Annotated in this window: 15 protein-coding genes; 9 read left to right on the top strand and 6 right to left on the bottom strand. The window is 43.5% G+C overall.

The features are described 5' to 3' along the window. Positions 1-76 precede the first annotated feature (76 nt). Positions 77-1,117 (top strand): isoaspartyl peptidase/L-asparaginase family protein, encoded by a 1,041-nt coding sequence (locus U0033_RS25495; RefSeq protein WP_083571519.1) that lies wholly within the window; start codon positions 77-79, stop codon positions 1,115-1,117. 147 nt (positions 1,118-1,264) lie between these two features. Here the strand turns inward: U0033_RS25495 and U0033_RS25490 are convergent, their stop codons facing one another. Further along, on the bottom strand, positions 1,265-1,597 hold the full coding sequence (locus tag U0033_RS25490; RefSeq protein ID WP_072360535.1) for a DUF4870 domain-containing protein: 333 nt from the start codon (positions 1,595-1,597) through the stop codon (positions 1,265-1,267). Between the two features lie 545 nt (positions 1,598-2,142). Between U0033_RS25490 and U0033_RS25485 the strand changes: the two genes are divergently transcribed. Continuing rightward, positions 2,143-2,826: a VIT1/CCC1 transporter family protein gene (locus tag U0033_RS25485; RefSeq protein WP_072360532.1), complete on the top strand. Its 684-nt coding sequence runs from the start codon at positions 2,143-2,145 to the stop codon at positions 2,824-2,826. Between the two features lie 336 nt (positions 2,827-3,162). Here U0033_RS25485 and U0033_RS25480 read toward each other — a convergent pair whose 3' ends face one another. From U0033_RS25480 to U0033_RS25465, 4 genes are all read right to left on the bottom strand, one after another. After that, on the bottom strand, positions 3,163-4,410 hold the full coding sequence (locus U0033_RS25480; protein WP_072360529.1) for an ATP-binding protein: 1,248 nt from the start codon (positions 4,408-4,410) through the stop codon (positions 3,163-3,165). Positions 4,411-4,451: 41 nt separating this feature from the next. After that, positions 4,452-5,423, bottom strand: a complete 972-nt coding sequence (locus U0033_RS25475; RefSeq protein ID WP_072360527.1) for an NAD(P)H-quinone oxidoreductase — start codon at positions 5,421-5,423, stop codon at positions 4,452-4,454. 3 nt (positions 5,424-5,426) lie between these two features. Beyond that, positions 5,427-5,843 (bottom strand): acyl-CoA thioesterase, encoded by a 417-nt coding sequence (locus U0033_RS25470; RefSeq protein WP_072360525.1) that lies wholly within the window; start codon positions 5,841-5,843, stop codon positions 5,427-5,429. Between the two features lie 168 nt (positions 5,844-6,011). Next, positions 6,012-6,449, bottom strand: a complete 438-nt coding sequence (locus U0033_RS25465) for a DUF3828 domain-containing protein (RefSeq protein ID WP_072360523.1) — start codon at positions 6,447-6,449, stop codon at positions 6,012-6,014. Between the two features lie 257 nt (positions 6,450-6,706). Here U0033_RS25465 and U0033_RS25460 point away from each other — a divergent pair, with 257 nt between their 5' ends. Genes U0033_RS25460 through U0033_RS25435 form a run of 6 tightly spaced genes read left to right on the top strand, consistent with a single transcriptional unit; the run spans position 6,707 to position 13,196 of the window. Continuing rightward, complete coding sequence (locus U0033_RS25460; protein ID WP_177318594.1) at positions 6,707-7,567, top strand: beta-1,6-N-acetylglucosaminyltransferase; 861 nt, start codon at positions 6,707-6,709, stop codon at positions 7,565-7,567. 3 nt (positions 7,568-7,570) lie between these two features. Continuing rightward, positions 7,571-8,416 (top strand): ABC transporter permease, encoded by an 846-nt coding sequence (locus tag U0033_RS25455; protein WP_072360519.1) that lies wholly within the window; start codon positions 7,571-7,573, stop codon positions 8,414-8,416. After that, the gene (locus U0033_RS25450) at positions 8,413-9,621 is read left to right on the top strand and encodes an ABC transporter ATP-binding protein (protein WP_072360517.1); all 1,209 of its coding nucleotides are present in this window, start codon (positions 8,413-8,415) and stop codon (positions 9,619-9,621) included. Before U0033_RS25455 ends, U0033_RS25450 begins: the two co-directional genes overlap by 4 nt. Beyond that, positions 9,611-11,545, top strand: coding sequence for a glycosyltransferase family 2 protein (locus U0033_RS25445; RefSeq protein WP_072360508.1), 1,935 nt, complete (start codon positions 9,611-9,613; stop codon positions 11,543-11,545). The genes U0033_RS25450 and U0033_RS25445 overlap by 11 nt, the downstream gene beginning before the upstream one ends. Then, complete coding sequence (locus U0033_RS25440; protein WP_072360506.1) at positions 11,532-12,524, top strand: glycosyltransferase family 2 protein; 993 nt, start codon at positions 11,532-11,534, stop codon at positions 12,522-12,524. Before U0033_RS25445 ends, U0033_RS25440 begins: the two co-directional genes overlap by 14 nt. 18 nt (positions 12,525-12,542) lie before the next feature. Next, positions 12,543-13,196, top strand: a complete 654-nt coding sequence (locus U0033_RS25435) for a class I SAM-dependent methyltransferase (RefSeq protein ID WP_072360504.1) — start codon at positions 12,543-12,545, stop codon at positions 13,194-13,196. Here the strand turns inward: U0033_RS25435 and U0033_RS25430 are convergent. Then, a complete protein-coding gene (locus tag U0033_RS25430) occupies positions 13,193-13,810 on the bottom strand; it encodes a peptidylprolyl isomerase (protein ID WP_218164023.1) in 618 nt (205 codons plus the stop codon). The two genes, U0033_RS25435 and U0033_RS25430, sit on opposite strands and share 4 nt — an antisense overlap. 292 nt (positions 13,811-14,102) lie before the next feature. On the opposite strand from U0033_RS25430, the gene U0033_RS25425 reads away from it, so the two are divergent. Continuing rightward, on the top strand, positions 14,103-17,189 hold the full coding sequence (locus U0033_RS25425) for a SusC/RagA family TonB-linked outer membrane protein (RefSeq protein ID WP_072360500.1): 3,087 nt from the start codon (positions 14,103-14,105) through the stop codon (positions 17,187-17,189). The last annotated feature ends 18 nt before the right edge of the window (positions 17,190-17,207 follow it).

Genomic DNA, 17,207 nt, shown 5'->3' with positions numbered 1-17,207 from the left:
AAAAAGTTACTTTTCAAATTTGCGAAATGAGGAGAGGAAAGGTGTCCTATGCTGTCTTTTTACTATTTTAGCTAATATGAAAAAGTTACTCTTTTGCTGCCTTATGCTTAGTCTGAAGGCAGTTTGCTATGCCGGGGAAGGTACCCCACCACAGGAAAGATACATTCTGGTAATTCATGGCGGTGCCGGTACTATCACTAAACAAAACATGACACCTGAAAAGGAAGCAGCTTACACAGCAGTGCTGAAAGAAGCCCTGATTACAGGTTTCAAAATGCTGAAAGCTGGTAAAACCAGTACTGAGGCGGTGGAAGCTACTATCAAAGTGATGGAAGACTCTCCCCTCTTCAATGCAGGCAAGGGAGCAGTATTTACGCATGATGGTAAGAATGAGATGGATGCAGCCATTATGAATGGTAAAACCCTGCAGGCAGGTGCTGTAGCCGGGGTGACCACGGTTAAAAACCCCATCTCTGCCGCTAAAGCCGTGATGGAGAAATCCGAACACGTAATGCTGGCAGGTCGTGGAGCAGAGCAGTTTGCTAAAGATGCCGGGTTGGAAATAGTGGATCCGAAGTATTTCTGGACACAGGACCGCTGGGATGGGCTGCAAAAAGCGCTGAAAACCGATTCTTCCAAAACAAAATTGGATCATAGCTATACACCGGCAGGTAAACTGGGTATTGAAAATGTGGATAATAAGTTTGGCACTGTAGGCGCGGTGGCGCTGGACAGAAATGGAAACCTGGCAGCAGGAACCTCTACTGGTGGTATGACCAACAAAAAATATGGCCGTATTGGAGATTCTCCTATCATTGGTGCCGGTACTTATGCTAATAATAAGACAGCAGCCGTATCCTGTACAGGTTGGGGTGAATTTTACATCAGGGATGTTGCTGCCTATGACCTTTCTGCCATGATGGAATACAAGGGGATCAGCCTGGATCTGGCAGCGAAAACGGTGATTGAAAAAATTGGTATCCTGGGAGGCAGCGGAGGTCTGATTGCCCTGGACCAGGCAGGTCATGCGGTAATGCCTTTTAATACAGAAGGCATGTACAGAGGTACTATTACCGAAGACGGACAGATTGATATTGAGATCTACAAACAGCAATAAATGCAGAAAGACTGACTAACAGGCCACCATCTTCGTAAGGGGGAATGGTAAATAAAACCTTATTAGTCAGTCTTTTTATGCTTTCAAAAGGATAGTTAATCCGGGTTTTTCAACAATGATGGGGATTAATATTTTTCTGAAAACAGATTAGTTCAGAAAGCTGAATTTGTTTTCGAAGACTTTACCCACAACAGGTACTGGTCTCTGTGCTTCGTTAGAAGCGGTGATTATTCCAAAAATCAGCAGAATCAATGGAAGAAGGCCGGCTGCACTCAAGATGAATCCCAGTGAAGGAATTATTCTTGCAACGATAGAAACAACAATTGAGATTGCAAGGCCCGCGATAAATACACCCAGGGCCTGTGCAAGATGGTAACGCACCAGTGGTGAACGTTCGGTAGTTTCCTTATACTTTACGTATGCAACTACCCAACCAATTATTGTACAGTAGGCGATAATAGCTAATGTTTTGTCCTTCATGATATGATCATTTTTTTGTGATTGTTGATGTCACAAAAGTATTTCCCCCAATTATGTGCTGCTATTTTTTGCCTACTACGGAAGTACTACAAGCAAAAAAAAAGCGTCTACGAAACAACTACAAATAATACAATCAATTCAGGATCAATTCACTAAAACTATATCTCTTTTATTCATATCAACGCTTTGCGGTTTCAACGCGGTATTCTTCCATCCTACGAAAACACTAAAAACGCTGAGTAAAAAAAGCAAATGCTATGATTGAATTGCATTTGGGAGTCCTACCTGCCAACGATGTAGCGAGGGAACCCAATAAGCAATGCAAGCCAGGATATGGCAATGAATGCCACCGATGGATCTTGCTTCATTGTATCTGTAAATTTCTATATATGGTACAAATTAACCCCAATTATCAGGCGCCTGAAATAGCTGATTTCAGGGATAAAATTCAGGCGCTTTATAATATTATGAAAATCAACCCTCTCTAAAATGGAGATTTTAAATACTCATTCTATTTTGATAATTTTATATCAATACTAATATCCATGCATCAGGAAACACACATCAATAGCTCCAATTTTGTCAGAGATATTATTATCGGCATGTCTGACGGGTTGACTGTACCCTTTGCCCTTACTGCTGGTTTGAGTGGGGTGCTTGATACCAACCATCTCATCATCGTTTCTGGACTTTCGGAAATTGCAGCAGGCTGTATTTCAATGGGATTAGGTGGATTTCTGGCCGGCCAAACGGAAATAGAGCATTATGATTCCGAACTGAAACGGGAGTATGAAGAGGTGGAAAAGGTACCGGAAATAGAAAGAAGGGAGGTAGAAGCTATCTTTATCGACATGGGTGTAGATAAAGAACTGAGTAAACAGGTGACTTTACAAATCAGCCAGGATAAGGATAAGTGGGTCGACTTTATGATGCGTTTTGAACTGGGTCTGGACAAACCAGATAAAGACAGGGCGATAAAATCAGCCGTGACGATTGCCTTTTCTTACCTGGCGGGTGGGTTCATTCCTTTGTTCCCCTATCTTGTTACGACCAACAATCAGCAGGGATTCTATTTCTCCTGTATTATTACTGTAATAGCCCTGCTCGTGTTTGGGTATTTTAAGTCGAAAGTAACCGGGCAACCTTTGATGAAAGGCACGCTCAAGGTAGCGCTTACAGGTATAATAGCAGCCGTGGCAGCTTTTGCCCTGGCCAAATTAGTGAGCTGATTAAGAATTTGACATTGCCTGCTGACCGACCCGTCTCCATCTGGTAGCAACGTTTGAAGATAAAAGTGGCTGACTAAAAAAGGTACCCCTCTCGGGTGGGGGTGATGGAGACGAAATGGCTTTTACGCAATTCTCAGCGTCTTCATTTTACTTTTTAGCCAGCCCCTTCTGAAAATGGGTTTCATTCCCTTTGGAGGGTACCCCTCTCGGGTGGGGGTGATGGAGACGAAATGGCTTTTACGCAATTCTCAGCGTCTTCATTTTACTTTTTAGCCAGCCCCTTCTGAAAATGGGTTTCATTCCCTTTGGAGAATTCCATCTTTTTCATGAATGTTTTTATCGTAAGAGTTTTCTGTCTTCGTCTGAGAGCGGAACGATATGACTGATCAGTTCTACGATGTCTTCCTTCATACCCGCTTCCAGCAAAATACCCAGCAAGCCTACATTAATGCGCTGCTGTTCTTTGTTTAATCCCTGGAATAAACGGGGTTCTATACAGTACAGGCTCTTCACTACTTTGAGCAGGGCTTTCTTTTTCCTGCCATCCTGCAGTTTTGGGATGATGCCGTTCTTCTCGTAGTTATCTACCAGTTTCTCTGCAGCCTCCCCATCTACAAATGCCTTTTGCCGCAACCTAACCAGTTCATGCAGGTGATTCATGAGCATTTTGAATACGCCATGCTGGCGGGTACGTTCAAACAGGTTTTGAGACAATTCATTATCCTGTGGATTGAAGGCATCGAAATAGCGTGATTCTACATACACACTGTGATAGAAACCAATTGCATTATTATTGAATGATGTCAGGTCTTTGAACAACTCCTTCTGATGAGAGTTGAGAAAATAAAAGAAGAACTTGTCGCCTATACGCTCAGACCAGCGTACAAAGGTGATCTTAAAAAAGTGTTCTTTACCCTCTGCATCTTTTAGTGGTAAGGTACCAATATCTGTTTCTGCAATCAGCTGCTGATAAGGTAATACGACGCCATTGATGCGGATCTGGTATTCCTTTTCCCGGTTTAGCATCAGGAACCAGCCGAATTCTCTTTCCAGGAAGGTTTTGAATTCGTCGGACTGAAAGGAAAAGCCGGTAACATCAAAGAGGTCGGTAAATGTAACGATAGTACCAGTATTGCCTTTTGACAGCTCCCGCTTATCATGCGGGTCGAAGTAATCTTTAGAGTTTTTGGTGATCGTAATCTCATAGGCATTCAGCTTACCTGTGGTCTGGTCTTTATAGACCGTTTTCCACAAAGCTTTTCCGCTAAAGGCAGAAAAGGAGAAACGTCCACGGCCTTTGCTTCCTTTGATGACTGAAGAGGTCTTCTGAAAAGTAGCCTTCTTGATAGAGTCGTTAAAGTTACCGAAGGTTTCCTTCAGCTGGTCATAGTCGATGCCTGTACCATTGTCTGTAATAGACAGACTATGGATTGTATCTATTTCATTTGTTTCAAAAGTGATATCGATGATGGATGCAGCTGCGTCAAAACCATTCCAGATATATTCTGCCACCGCTTCCATGTAGTCCCGGGGAAGCCCGGAAGACTGTATACCGGTATCTGTAACAGACACTTTTTCTTTCATATTACGTGCGCATTTAAGTGGGCAAAAGTAATATAAAAGGCTTATTCATTCACTAATATAATCTTTCCGATATGTTGGCTGCTTTCCATAAGGGCATGGGCTTCCGGCGCGCTGTCATATTTAAATGTTGCATATATGACAGGTTTGTATTTTCCGGCCTGGACCAGCGGCCATACTTTCTCCAGCAGTTCCCGGGATAGTGCTTTTCTAAAGGTATAATCACGGGGGCGCAGGGTGGTACCGGTGACGGTTAGGCGTTTCTGCATCACCCTGTTAATATTCAAAGGGGCCATGTTTCCACCCATGGTATTGATGTATACCAGGCGACCTTCGGTGTTGAGCAGCTGGATATTTTTATCCAGGTACTCTCCTCCCACCATATCAAGGATGACGTCCATACCTGTGCCGGCATAGGCTTCTTTGAAATCCTGTTCTTTATAATTGACATAGCCGGCAGCACCGAGCTCCAGGCAAGCCTTGCCTTTTTCTTCTGAGCCAACGGTTACGTATACATTTGCGCCAAAGGCATGGCCCAGCTGAATAGCTGCAATACCGATCCCGCTGCTACCACCATGGACCAGGAGGTTTTCTCCGGCTTGTAAATGCGCCCGCTGGAAGACGTTTGTCCATACAGTGGCGATTACTTCCGGCAGGCTGGCAGCTTCGGCAAATGAGAGCTTTTCGGGAACGGGCAGGCATTGTCCTTCTTTGGCGGTGACATGAGTGGCATATCCGCCACCTGCTATGAGTGCACATACCTTATCGCCGGGTTTCCACATGGTCACATCCGGGCCACATTCAATTACGATACCAGCTACTTCCATACCCAGAATTTCCTGCACTACACCCGGAGGTGCAGGATACTTCCCTTTACGCTGAGAAACATCGGCCCTGTTAAGGCCAGCAGCTTTGACTTCGATCAGTACTTCTTCTGCACCTGGTGTGGGTGTAGGATATTCCTGTAATTGCAATACTTCCGGACCTCCGGGTTTGGTAATGACAATGGCCTTCATAATTTATGCGTTTAAAACTGGTGCGTCTTTGAGTTTTTCTTTAATTGCTTCGGGCAGGAAAGGCCTGCCACCGGTAGCTGGTACGCAGGTGCCAGTGAATACCGCTTTGGTAACTACCTTGTTATTGAGCATGATCTTTTGCTCAAAATGGATCTGTGGTTTACCACTCCCATCTGCCATCAGCTGACAGGTAACGGTGAATTTATCGTCTCTTTTCAGGGAGCGGACGAACTGGATGGTATATTGAGAAAGTACCATGTTAATCCCTTTCTGTGCTTCCTCTTCCAGGCTAAAGCCCAGCACGTCTTTAATAAAGTCGTGTCTGCAATATTCCATATAAAAGGGGTAGTATAATCCGTCCATGATGTTTTGAACGTCGATGTGTTCTGGTTTAACGGTATATTCTTTTATGTATTCCATTGTGTTGGTCCTTTTTACAGTTATGGGCAAATCTACGCGAAGAATTCTATCAATATTTGTTTTTTATGGACGCTCAAACTAAATGATCATTGACGATATCCAGGTACTGTCTGCATGGTTAAAATAATCAGATGAAAAAAGGGAAGTGGTTTAGACTTCCCTTTTTATTTAGTTTAAGACATTATCTATCTTATAATTCTCTCCTTCTTTGATGACATGCACTTTTATGCTTGCATCGTGTTTAGTAAAAGAGTCACCATAGGTTACAGTATAAGTATCTGGCTTCTTTGGGTCCTTTACTATTTTCAAATAAGGAAGCACGCGTGTGTCAGCATCCTGTGCATGCAGAAAAAGATCATAATCAAGTTCCTCCTTGTCTGTCAGGACCTGTATCCTTTTTAAGAGCTTCGCAGTGACATACTGTTTCCTGATTTTCTCTTCTTTTGCCGTATTAATATCTCCTGCAATTACAGTGATATAGGCAGTATAAAATTGCTTGAGCATAATGGCAGCTTTGTCTACCGGTGCCGGGCTTTGAGCGGAACATGCGTAACTAAACACTGTTAATACGCAGGCTAAAAAGGATGTAGGGAAATTTGTTTTCATATTTATTGTTGGAAGTGTCTGAGGGTACAAATTTAAACCCAGTGCTCTGTTGTATTGCCTTTTGGGTGCATTTTAACACTTTTTTACATATCTATTCAACTATCATTTATATTTACCTCCCATATTTTGTAGAATTATTACTAAACTTTTATTCAGGAGGGTTTGTTAACTTTAGCATAACTTACTATACCTGTGTTTCCCCTAATAATTGTCTCTATATCGTACTACCGTTACACCACAATGAGAATGTTATGAGAATGGCCAACATTATTGTGTTGCACCAGTATCCTGCTATGGCAGAGAGATTGATTAAAACACTTTACCACCGGCAATTTGACTTTTATGTCCACCTCGACAAAAAGGTAGACATTGCGCCATTTTATCAACTTGAACGACTACCGAATACATTTACCGTACAGGAGCGCAAAATGGTGCATTGGGCGGGATTTAGCCAGTTAGAAGCCATAGGCGCGTCGCTGCGTGCTATCTTTGACAGCGGCCGATCGTATGACTATGTAAACCTGCTGAGCGGGCAGGATTACCCCATCAAGCCCCCTGGTTACATTTACGATTTTCTTCATACATATACCGGTCATTCTTTTCTTAGCTCCGAAACGCCTCCTACTAACTGGTGGAATGAAGCGCACCAGCGATATACACGGTATCACCTGATAGACTACAGGTTCAGGGGAAAACACCGCCTGGAGAATATATTGTCCAATCTCTTACCGGAACGGGCGTTCCCCCTGCCCTACCAGCTCTATGGCGGGCCAATGGCGGCTTACTGGACCCTGAGTGGAGAAGCTGCATTTTATCTAAGCCAGTTCCTGTCGGAAGGGAAATTTAATTCATTTTTCAGGCATACCTGGGCACCAGATGAATTCCTGGTCAATACCTTATTGATGAACAGTCCGTTTCGCCAGATGATCATTAATGATAATTACAGATATATAGACCGTTCTACCGGCGGTTCGCATCCCAAAATACTCACTATGGCAGACCTTGACCGGTTGCAGCATAGTAGCCGGCTGTTTGCCAGGAAATTTGATCAGAATATTGACCGGCAGATCCAGGACCAAATTGATGAAACAATCCTCTATTCTAAAAATTGGGTTTAACCGATGAAAAATAACGAAAGCTGGAACTGGGAAATTAATGCCAACACAAAATGGTTTGACTGGAACCTGCGGGAATTAGTGAGTTACAAAGACCTGTTGTTCCGGTTTGTAAGGCGGAACCTGATTGCAAGTTATCAGCAAACGATCTTAGGACCTTTCTGGGTTTTCATTCAACCGGTGCTCACCACACTTGTTTATTATATCATTTTCGGAAAAGTGGTAAAGATTTCAACAGGCGGTATCCCTCCTGTTTTATTCTATTTGTCAGGGATCCTGTTCTGGAGTTTCTTTTCTGATTGTCTGAATGGAACGATGTATACTTTTTTGCAAAATGCCAACATTTTCAATAAGGTATATTTCCCCCGGCTGGTAGTTCCTTTCAGCAATGTAATATCTCATAGCATCAGGATCTGTATTCAATTGTTGCTGTTTATACTGCTCTACCTGTTTCATTGGGTACCGGGAGGTGTGTATGGTAATTACTACATCTTACTTACCCCATTGCTATTGATGCTGGCGGCAGGTTTTGGCCTGGGAGCGGGGCTTATTATCAGCGTGCTTACTGCAAAGTACCGGGACCTGGATTATGCGCTTCAGTTTATACTCCGGCTATTTATGTTTGCCACACCGGTGGTGTACCCTGCATCAATTGTTCCCCCGCAATACCAGTTAATATTCTGGTTAAACCCGCTCACAGTTGTTATTGAAACATTCAGGGCTGCTTATTTTTCCAATGAACCTGTGCACTATTTCCGTTTAGCTTTTTGTGTGACAGAAGTGCTGGTCCTGCTGGTTGTTGGCATTACCCTGTTTAAGAAAAAGGAACTCAAAATAATGGATGTTGTATGATAGCGATAAAGGTTGAAAACATCTCAAAAGTATATCGTATAGGGAAGGCAGGTTCTGGTCGTCTGCGGGAAGATATACGCTTTTGGCTGAAACGGCAGCGTGCTGATAAGCACTTACTATGGGCATTAAAAGATATCAGTTTTGAAATCAACCAGGGTGAAGTAATGGGATTTATCGGGAATAATGGCGCTGGTAAATCTACTTTATTAAAAATCATTTCTTCTATTACCACTCCTACTACAGGAAGAATCAGGGGCAGGGGCAGCATTGCGAGTTTGCTTGAAGTAGGATCAGGATTTCACGGAGATCTGACAGGGCGTGAAAACATCTTTCTGAACGGGAATATCCTGGGCATGAGAAACCAGGAAATAAAAAACTGTTTTGATGAAATCATTGCATTCTCTGGTGTAGAAGAATTAATTGATACGCCTGTTAAGCATTATTCGAGTGGAATGTATATGCGGCTGGCATTTGCAGTAGCCGCACATCTAAACCCTGAAATACTGATAGTGGATGAAGTACTGGCAGTGGGAGATGTGGAGTTCCAGCGTAAATGCCTGGGAAAAATGAAGGAGATCTCTGACAGAAAAGGTAAGACTGTTTTGTTTGTAAGTCACCATACACAAGCCTTGCAGAACCTTTGTGATCGTGTAATCACTTTACATAAAGGGCATATCATCGATGCAGGTAAGCCGGCAGAGGTGATCACCAATTATCTGAAAAGTACCGACAGCAATTACCTGGAGCAAAGCTATGAGACACCTGAATCTGCGCCTGGCAATGATTATATCAGGATTAAAAAGATAGCGATTCAATATGAGACGGAGATATTTGATATCCGCACGCCATTTTCTACAAAGTTTGAATTCTGGTATAATGATCCGGATCCTGGTAGTTTGATTGTAGGGATTCATTTATTCAATATGGCTGGCGAATGCATTTTTGATGTAGCCTCTAAAGGCGCTACGATGCGCGCAGGGTTGATAACGGGAGAATGTCAGGTACCGGGCAATTTTTTGAATAATGGCGCTTATTATATTTCTATCGTTTTTGTCAAAGACACCACACAGCGGCTCTTTTATTTTGAAGGCTGCCTGTCATTCAGCGTGGAAGATTTCAGGGAAAATACAGCATGGTTTGGGAAATGGATGGGATATGTTCGTCCGGCATTTCCGGTAGTTTTAAATCAGCAGCATGTACTATAAGACACACCATATAAAGTTATCAGAAGTAGACACCTTTTCTATCGGGAAAGGCCGGCATTTTGTTGTCGTTTGGTCCGGAGAACTTCCATTAGGACATGTGTGGATTACGTCGCCGGAAAACGTTACTGACAAAATCCGGGCGGCCATACAACCAGCACTCAGCTATTACAACGAGCGAGGTTCTTCACTGGTACCAGCCGGCAAAGCAGTCAGGCTCTCTGTTGTCATTTGTACCCGTCATCGCCCGCAATCATTACATACCTGTCTGCGGTCTTTGCTGGTTGGTCCGGATACAGACTTCGAGTTAATTGTAGTAGATAATGCGCCGGGGAATGATGAAACGCTGCAGGTAACCAGGCGGTTTCCACAGGTCAGATATGTTCGTGAAGAAAGAAAAGGGCTTGATATAGCCCGGAATACAGGAGCAAGAACTGCTACGGGCGATATTATAGCATACACAGATGACGATGTCAGTATTCCGCATAACTGGATTACGAACCTGAAAGCCTGTTTTGCAGATCCTTTGGTGATGGCGGTGACGGGATTGGTGATCCCGCTGTCTCTGGACACCAGGGCACAGTATATTTTCGAGAAAAAATGGGGATTTAATAAGGGATATCTTCCCCGCAGGTTTAATCACAAATATTTTCTTGACAACCTTGAATATGGTGTGCCTGCCTGGGATATTGGTGCGGGAGCGAATATGGCATTTCGCAAAGAAGCATTTCAGCTGGCAGGCTTCTTTGATGAAAGACTGGATGTAGGAGCTTCGGGCTGTAGTGGTGATTCCGAAATGTGGCATCGCATCCTGGCGGAGGGCTGGGATTGTCATTACGTACCGGAGCTATATGTATTTCATGAACATCGTGATACGATGGCCGGTTTGCGCAAGCAACTATTCGGGTATATGCGCGGGCATGTGAGTGCATTGCTTGTACAACATGAAAACTATCAGCACCCGGGAGAGTTAAAGCGGCTGCAGGAGGGTTTACCACACTATTACAGGCAGCGCTTACTGTCCTGGATAAAAGGGAACAGGGAAGAATACATCAGGCACATTATTACGGAGATAAGGGGCTGCAAATCAGGTGTTCGTTTTTACAAAGCGCACCAACATCTGCAGCGACAGGATATTCATGCATTTCCTTCTTTGTTATTTCAACCAGTGGATATTTCAGCAGAGAGTCTTGTTTCGGTAATAATCCCCTGTTATAATCATGGCCATTATCTGAGACAGGCGATTGACAGTGCATTGGGTCAAAGTTATGCACATATGGAGGTAATAGTGGTGGATGATGGTTCCAGTGATGATACTGCTGCTATTTGCAGGGAATACGGAGAGCGGTTGCAATACGTTTATGTATCACGGGTAGGCTTATCAGCAGCCAGGAATATAGGTGTACAGCATAGCCATGGCGATTTTGTGATCTTCCTGGATGCAGATGATTATCTGTTTCGGGGAGCGACGGAGATCAATCTCTTTTATTTCAGGCATTATCCACACCTTGCATTTGTATCTGGTGCACATGACAGGGTAAATGCCGGTGGTGAGCTGATAGCAGCTATGTATCAATGCGGGGAAGGCTATCTTTCTTTATTGCAGGGGAACTTCATAGGCATGGAAGGCTGCATTTTATACAGAAGGGATTTGTTCTTCTATTTTCATTTCGACACAAAACTGAAGGCATGTGAAGACTATGATCTTAATTTAAAAATAACGAGGCTGCTCCCCAGCTTTCATCATAAAGAGAAAATTGCGGCTTACCGGATTCATGACGGGAATATGTCTGGCAACAGGCAAATGATGTTGGAATTGGCGCGTGAAGTGTTAAACAGGCAGATACCGGTATTATCAAATGAAGCAGAGTGCATTGCCTTGGAGACAGGACAACAAAACTGGGAGACTTATTATGAAACAGCTTAACAGGATTCCAGATCAGCCACCTGCAATTAAACCATTGGCATCGGCAACGCAAAGGCCTGTATGGTCGGTGATGATACCTACCTACAATTGTAGCCATTACCTGGAAGCCACCTTAAAAAGTGTGCTGGATCAGGATCCCGGGCCGGCGCTCATGCAGATCGAGGTGGTGGATGACTGTAGTACAGATGGAGATATTGCCGCATTGGTGGCCAGGATTGGGCAGGGGCGGGTATCGTTTTATCAGCAACCGGAGAACCGGGGTAGTCTGCGGAATTTTGAAACATGCCTGAACAGGGCAAAAGGGCATTTTGTGCATTTATTGCATGGGGATGATTTATCCGGGCAGGGTATTTATCAGGAGGCTGCCCGGTTGTTTGAAGAATATCCGCATGCCGGGGCGATTTGCACGGGTTTTTCCTACATCAATGAACAAGGTATTGAAATAAATAAAAGCCGCGCATTACAGGCTGAAACGGGGATTATAAAGGATTGGCTGGCGCAGATAGCCACGGGTCAAAAAATGCAGCCACCGGCAGTATTGGTGAGAAGGAGTGTTTATGAACAACTGGGTGGTTTTTTTGGAATTCATTACGGAGAAGACTGGGAAATGTGGGTGCGTATAGCGGCTAATTTCCCGGTGGTATATACGCCTGACAGACTTGCTTATTACAGGGTACATACCAGCAACATCACCAGCAGGTATTTCCTGTCCTGTCAGCATATTATGGATATTGCAAAAGTGATTGAACTGATTCAACCTTATCTGCCAGCAGATGAACGGTCGCGTTTAAAACGCCAGGCACGCTATAACTGGTCACTGTATTTTGCACGTACCACCGATATGACTTATCATAAATACAATGCTCCTGCACAGGCACTTAACCAGGCTGGAAAGGCTTTCAGGATGCATCAGAACAAAGTTACGTTCTTCTTTTTTTGTAAGATTTTATTGAAAATAATGCTTCGATACAAGCAGTAAATTCAGTATTTTCCTGACATGAAATTACTGTCAGAAACTGAGTTAATCTGGTCTCCCATTGTGGCAAATAACAGGATGAATCGTAAGCGGGTAGCGAATGGTGTGAATAGTTATGAAAAGGAATTATTTTTCAATCCATCAAAGTACCTGGATGATCTGCTGGCGAGACAGGGAGCGGTAAAATGGCTGGATCTTTGTTGCGGGGAAGGTAATGCTTTGATTCAATATGCAAGCGGGTTATCAGTCCAAGATGGTATTACATTGAAGGGTATTGACCTGGTGGATCAGTTTCAGGAGATACCGGCCACAGTGAATTGCCTGGAGTTTGAAGTAAGATCACTGGTAGACTGGATAAGTTTTGAGCAGTATGATTTGATCACCTGTGTACATGGCATTCATTATGTGGGTGACAAGTTGCAAGTACTAGTGCATGCATTAAGCGCCTTACAACCACAGGGAATATTTATAGCTAATATTGATCCGAATAATATTCAGGGAGTGGATATAAAGAAATTGTTCGCGGATAATGCTATTGATTATCATGCAAGAAGAAAGCTCCTGACATGTACCGGTTCCCGGCATATTCCTATCACCTGGACTTATACAGGTGCTGATGATCAGACAGGACCGAATTATACAGGTCAGGAAGCAGTAACTTCTTATTATCGTTAATTTCCTTTTTTGAATCCTAATACGATCCTTATTTTCTCCCCGACATCAGCATACGTTTTTTTTACAACGAAATACCATTTTTTATCAGGCACATCTACAGTGAAGATATCTCCCTGTTTATGCCTGGCTATGGCATCTTCAAATGGTTTTACCATCATGCCGGCAGTGAAAGGTCCTGTATCCCCGTCCTTTTGATTGGGGTCCATGTTGTATTTGCTGTTCAGCTCTTCGAATGATTTACCGGCGGCGTACTGCTGCTGGATAAGTGTACGAAGGCTATCTATATGCGCATGTGTTAATACTGCCGCATCAAGAAGAATGTATTGTGCCCTGAAAGTATAGTTACCTGTATCAGCGATCACTTTGTAATAGTTAGCTTCGATCGTCGCGGTATCACCAATATTCAGGCTAAACAGTTTTTTATCTACTGCAGTGGTGTCCTTTTCAGAGCTAAGCGGATACAGTTTGATAAATGGGTATTTTTCAACCACCTTGTAAGCCTGTTCGATATTTGCTGCCCGGTCAATGATAATCTCCTCTGAGCGGGTATCGGCTTTCTGGTTACAGGCAGCGAGGATCAATAAAAACAGACTGGCGTAAATGTATTTCATCATTATCAGGTATTGGCAATGAGTATTAGTTCTGAATTGGATAAAGATAATCCGTCTTTTCTTTCCTGAAAATATTTCTTTGTAAGATTTGTATTTTCTCTTTACCATCGGTAGATAAGAAATTATATCCTTTCAAGAAAAGAAAAGCCAAATATTATTCTATTGGTTTGGTAGACTATATAATTTTATGTTATTTTTGCCCTGCCTATATTCTTTTAGCGTGTTCCACCAAAATACTTAGAAGAACCATTGATAACCTATTAGCTTAAGAGTAATGTTATAATAATCCAAACCCATGTTCAAACAAAGTCTAATCCTGGTGCTTGCACTTTTTGCATGCACGGGGCTTTTCGCGCAGCAAAGACATGTAGAGGGTCAGGTCCTCTCTGCTGAAAACAAACAACCACTGCCTGGTGTCACTGTTAAAATTAACCGTACAACTATTGGGACCACGACAGATCCGCAAGGTCATTTTCGTCTGGATCTTCCGGCAAGTAAATCAGTAATTACTGTTTCCTATCTGGGGCGGGAAACGTTGGAGACAGAAGTACATGAAGGAGATGCAAATTTGCTGATCTTACTAAAACCATCCAATACCACACTGGATGAAGTAGTCGCTGTTGCTTACACCAATGTGAAACGTTCCGGGTACCCTGGGGCGGTATCTACTGTGACTGCTGAAAAAATTAACAACCGGCTTACCCCCAATGTCACCAATGCATTACAGGGCCTGGTAACCGGTTTACAATCCTCCTCATCCAATGGTCAGCCAGGCAATGGTTCTACCATCAGGATACGTGGAGTAGGTTCTATCAACGCATCGAGTACGCCTTTGTTCGTTATTGACAACGCTCCTTATGATGGAGATATCAATGCGATCAATGCCAGCGACATTGCTAGTATCAGTGTGCTGAAAGACGCAACTGCTGCTAACCTGTATGGCTCCCGCGCGGCAAATGGTGTGATCATCATCACCACCAAACAGGGGTTAAAAGGAACATCTCATATAGATGCAGCTTTCAACCAGGGATGGAGCAGCAGGGCCGTAAAAGACTATGACAAACTGAATACTGACCAGTATTTTGAGTTGTACTGGGAAGCCCTGAGAAACAAACAAATTACCAATGGTCAGACCGCTGCCCAGGCAGCCGCTACAGCCAGTTCAAGAGTGGTATCTGATCTGGGGATCAATCCTTATGGCACTGCTTATCCACAGCCAGTGGGTACAGACGGAAAAATTGTAGCGGGTGCACATCCTTTATGGAATGATGACTGGGAAAAAGGTATTCAGCAATCAGGTGCCTATACGCAGGCACAGCTAAACTTCAGCGGGGGTAGCGACAAATCAACTTATTTTGTAGGTGGCGGATATCTCAATAATGAGGGAGCCTATCTTGCATCAGGATTTAAGCGATATACCTTTAGAAGCAATGTAAGCCTGCAGGCAAAGCCATGGTTAAAGACAGGATTTAATTTGTCTGGCGCAAACACCATCCAGGATTATCCCCGCTCATCTGATTCCCAGACAGATAATGTGGTATTGGTAGGCAGAACCATTCCCAGCTTCTACCCTATTTATCAACGCAATCCGGATGGCAGTTTCCTGTTAGACCCAAATGGTAACAAACAATTTGATTACGGTGCGTACCGTCCATCTGCAGCACTGGCAAGGGAAAACCTGATTGGTTCTTTGCCGCTGGATAAGAACAGGTATTCAAAAGAATTGGTTTCTGCCAGAACATTTGTAGAGGCATCCATTACGAAGTCATTACATTTCAAGACCAGTTATAATGTCGATTACGTAAATGAGAATGCGCTCTTCTATACCAATCCGTTGTTTGGTGGTGGTGCAGAAATCGGTGGACAGGTGTCTAAATCCAGCGACAGGCAATTGAGTTATACCTGGAATAACATTTTCACCTACGATGCTGATCTGCTGGGTGGCCATCATCTGAACCTGTTAGCAGGACATGAATATTACTACTATAATTCTACAGGACTGAGTGGTAACAGGCAGAAATTTGCTTTGCCTGATCTGTATGAGCCGGCAGCAGCTTCACAGTTGAATGACTTCACAGGCACAACGGATAATTATACCAAGCTGAGTTTCTTTGGACAAGGTCAGTATAATTACCTGAACAGGTATTTCTTCACCGCTTCAGCAAGAAGAGACGGTTCCTCCCGCTTCTCTCCCGATTCAAGATGGGGTACATTCTGGTCTGTTGGCGGGTCCTGGCGGATTTCAGAAGAAACATTCCTGCGTGATGAAAGCTGGTTGAATGCACTGACACTAAAGGCTAGTTATGGCTCTTCAGGTAATGACAATCTTAGTTCCTACTATTCTTACCTGGCATTGTATGCTATTCAGAATAACCTTGGTAACGGAGGGGTAATCACCTCCAGACTGGCTACACCGGGATTGAAATGGGAAAGCAATCTCAACCTGAATATTGGCCTGGATTATGGTTTTCTTGACAACCGTGTGTATGGTAGCATCAATTATTATAACAGGATCAGTAAGGACCTGTTGTATGCAAAACCAATGGCATCTTCTACAGGCTTCAGTTCTATCAGCGCCAATATCGGTGCACTGAAAAACACTGGAGTGGAACTGGAACTGAATGTAATACCAGTCAGCACCAGAGATTTTAAATGGACAGCTGGGCTGAATGTAGCGAAGAATAAAAATAAGATTACAGAACTGCCACAGCAACAAATTATCAGTGGTACGAAGAAACTGATGGTAGGTACATCTATCTACGATTTCTACCTGCGTGAATGGGCTGGAGTAGATCCGGCAAATGGTAATCCGCTCTGGTACCAGACAAATTCAGAAGGTAAGAAAGTAACGACTACCAATTATGCGAATGCTACACAGTATTATGCAGGTTCTGCATTGCCTGATGTAACGGGTGGTTTCAGTAACACATTCAATTACCACAATTTCGAACTTTCTTTCTTACTGGCGTATAGCCTGGGGGGTAAGGTGCTGGATCTGGATTATGTATCTCTGCTGAGTGGTGGTTCCAGCCCAGGCCGCAACTGGTCTACCGAACTGGCTGATCGCTGGACACCGGAGCATACAACTACAGATGTACCGAAACTGACTACTGATAACCTGAACTGGACGTCTACTTCTACCCGCTTTTTATATAGTGCCACTTATGCCCGTTTAAAGACACTATCATTCGGTTATTCTCTGCCGTCAAAAGTGTTAGCAAAGGTAGGTATCAGAAATGCGAAAGTATATGCACTCGGTGAAAACCTGCTTACCTTCTATGGTCATAAGGGTATGGATCCTGAGCAATCTATTGATGGTACTACCTATTATCAGTATCCGGCAATGAAAACTTTCTCATTTGGTATACAGGTAGGACTGTAATTCTTTAACGGCTCTTAA

Origin of the sequence: Chitinophaga sancti, assembly GCF_034424315.1 — a bacterium.
Lineage (GTDB): Bacteria > Bacteroidota > Bacteroidia > Chitinophagales > Chitinophagaceae > Chitinophaga > Chitinophaga sancti.
This window is presented reverse-complemented; position numbering and strand designations above follow the sequence as displayed.

What these genes read in the sequence shown, in the direction of transcription:
- U0033_RS25430 (WP_218164023.1), bottom strand. Translation starts at nt 13,810, where the DNA reads ATGATGAAATACATTTACGCCAGTCTGTTTTTATTGATCCTCGCTGCC.
- U0033_RS25450 (WP_072360517.1), top strand. Translation starts at nt 8,413, where the DNA reads ATGATAGCGATAAAGGTTGAAAACATCTCAAAAGTATATCGTATAGGG.
- U0033_RS25455 (WP_072360519.1), top strand. Translation starts at nt 7,571, where the DNA reads ATGAAAAATAACGAAAGCTGGAACTGGGAAATTAATGCCAACACAAAA.
- U0033_RS25495 (WP_083571519.1), top strand. Translation starts at nt 77, where the DNA reads ATGAAAAAGTTACTCTTTTGCTGCCTTATGCTTAGTCTGAAGGCAGTT.
- U0033_RS25425 (WP_072360500.1), top strand. Translation starts at nt 14,103, where the DNA reads ATGTTCAAACAAAGTCTAATCCTGGTGCTTGCACTTTTTGCATGCACG.
- U0033_RS25475 (WP_072360527.1), bottom strand. Translation starts at nt 5,423, where the DNA reads ATGAAGGCCATTGTCATTACCAAACCCGGAGGTCCGGAAGTATTGCAA.
- U0033_RS25435 (WP_072360504.1), top strand. Translation starts at nt 12,543, where the DNA reads ATGAAATTACTGTCAGAAACTGAGTTAATCTGGTCTCCCATTGTGGCA.
- U0033_RS25445 (WP_072360508.1), top strand. Translation starts at nt 9,611, where the DNA reads ATGTACTATAAGACACACCATATAAAGTTATCAGAAGTAGACACCTTT.
- U0033_RS25490 (WP_072360535.1), bottom strand. Translation starts at nt 1,597, where the DNA reads ATGAAGGACAAAACATTAGCTATTATCGCCTACTGTACAATAATTGGT.
- U0033_RS25465 (WP_072360523.1), bottom strand. Translation starts at nt 6,449, where the DNA reads ATGAAAACAAATTTCCCTACATCCTTTTTAGCCTGCGTATTAACAGTG.
- U0033_RS25470 (WP_072360525.1), bottom strand. Translation starts at nt 5,843, where the DNA reads ATGGAATACATAAAAGAATATACCGTTAAACCAGAACACATCGACGTT.
- U0033_RS25440 (WP_072360506.1), top strand. Translation starts at nt 11,532, where the DNA reads ATGAAACAGCTTAACAGGATTCCAGATCAGCCACCTGCAATTAAACCA.
- U0033_RS25480 (WP_072360529.1), bottom strand. Translation starts at nt 4,410, where the DNA reads ATGAAAGAAAAAGTGTCTGTTACAGATACCGGTATACAGTCTTCCGGG.
- U0033_RS25460 (WP_177318594.1), top strand. Translation starts at nt 6,707, where the DNA reads ATGGCCAACATTATTGTGTTGCACCAGTATCCTGCTATGGCAGAGAGA.
- U0033_RS25485 (WP_072360532.1), top strand. Translation starts at nt 2,143, where the DNA reads ATGCATCAGGAAACACACATCAATAGCTCCAATTTTGTCAGAGATATT.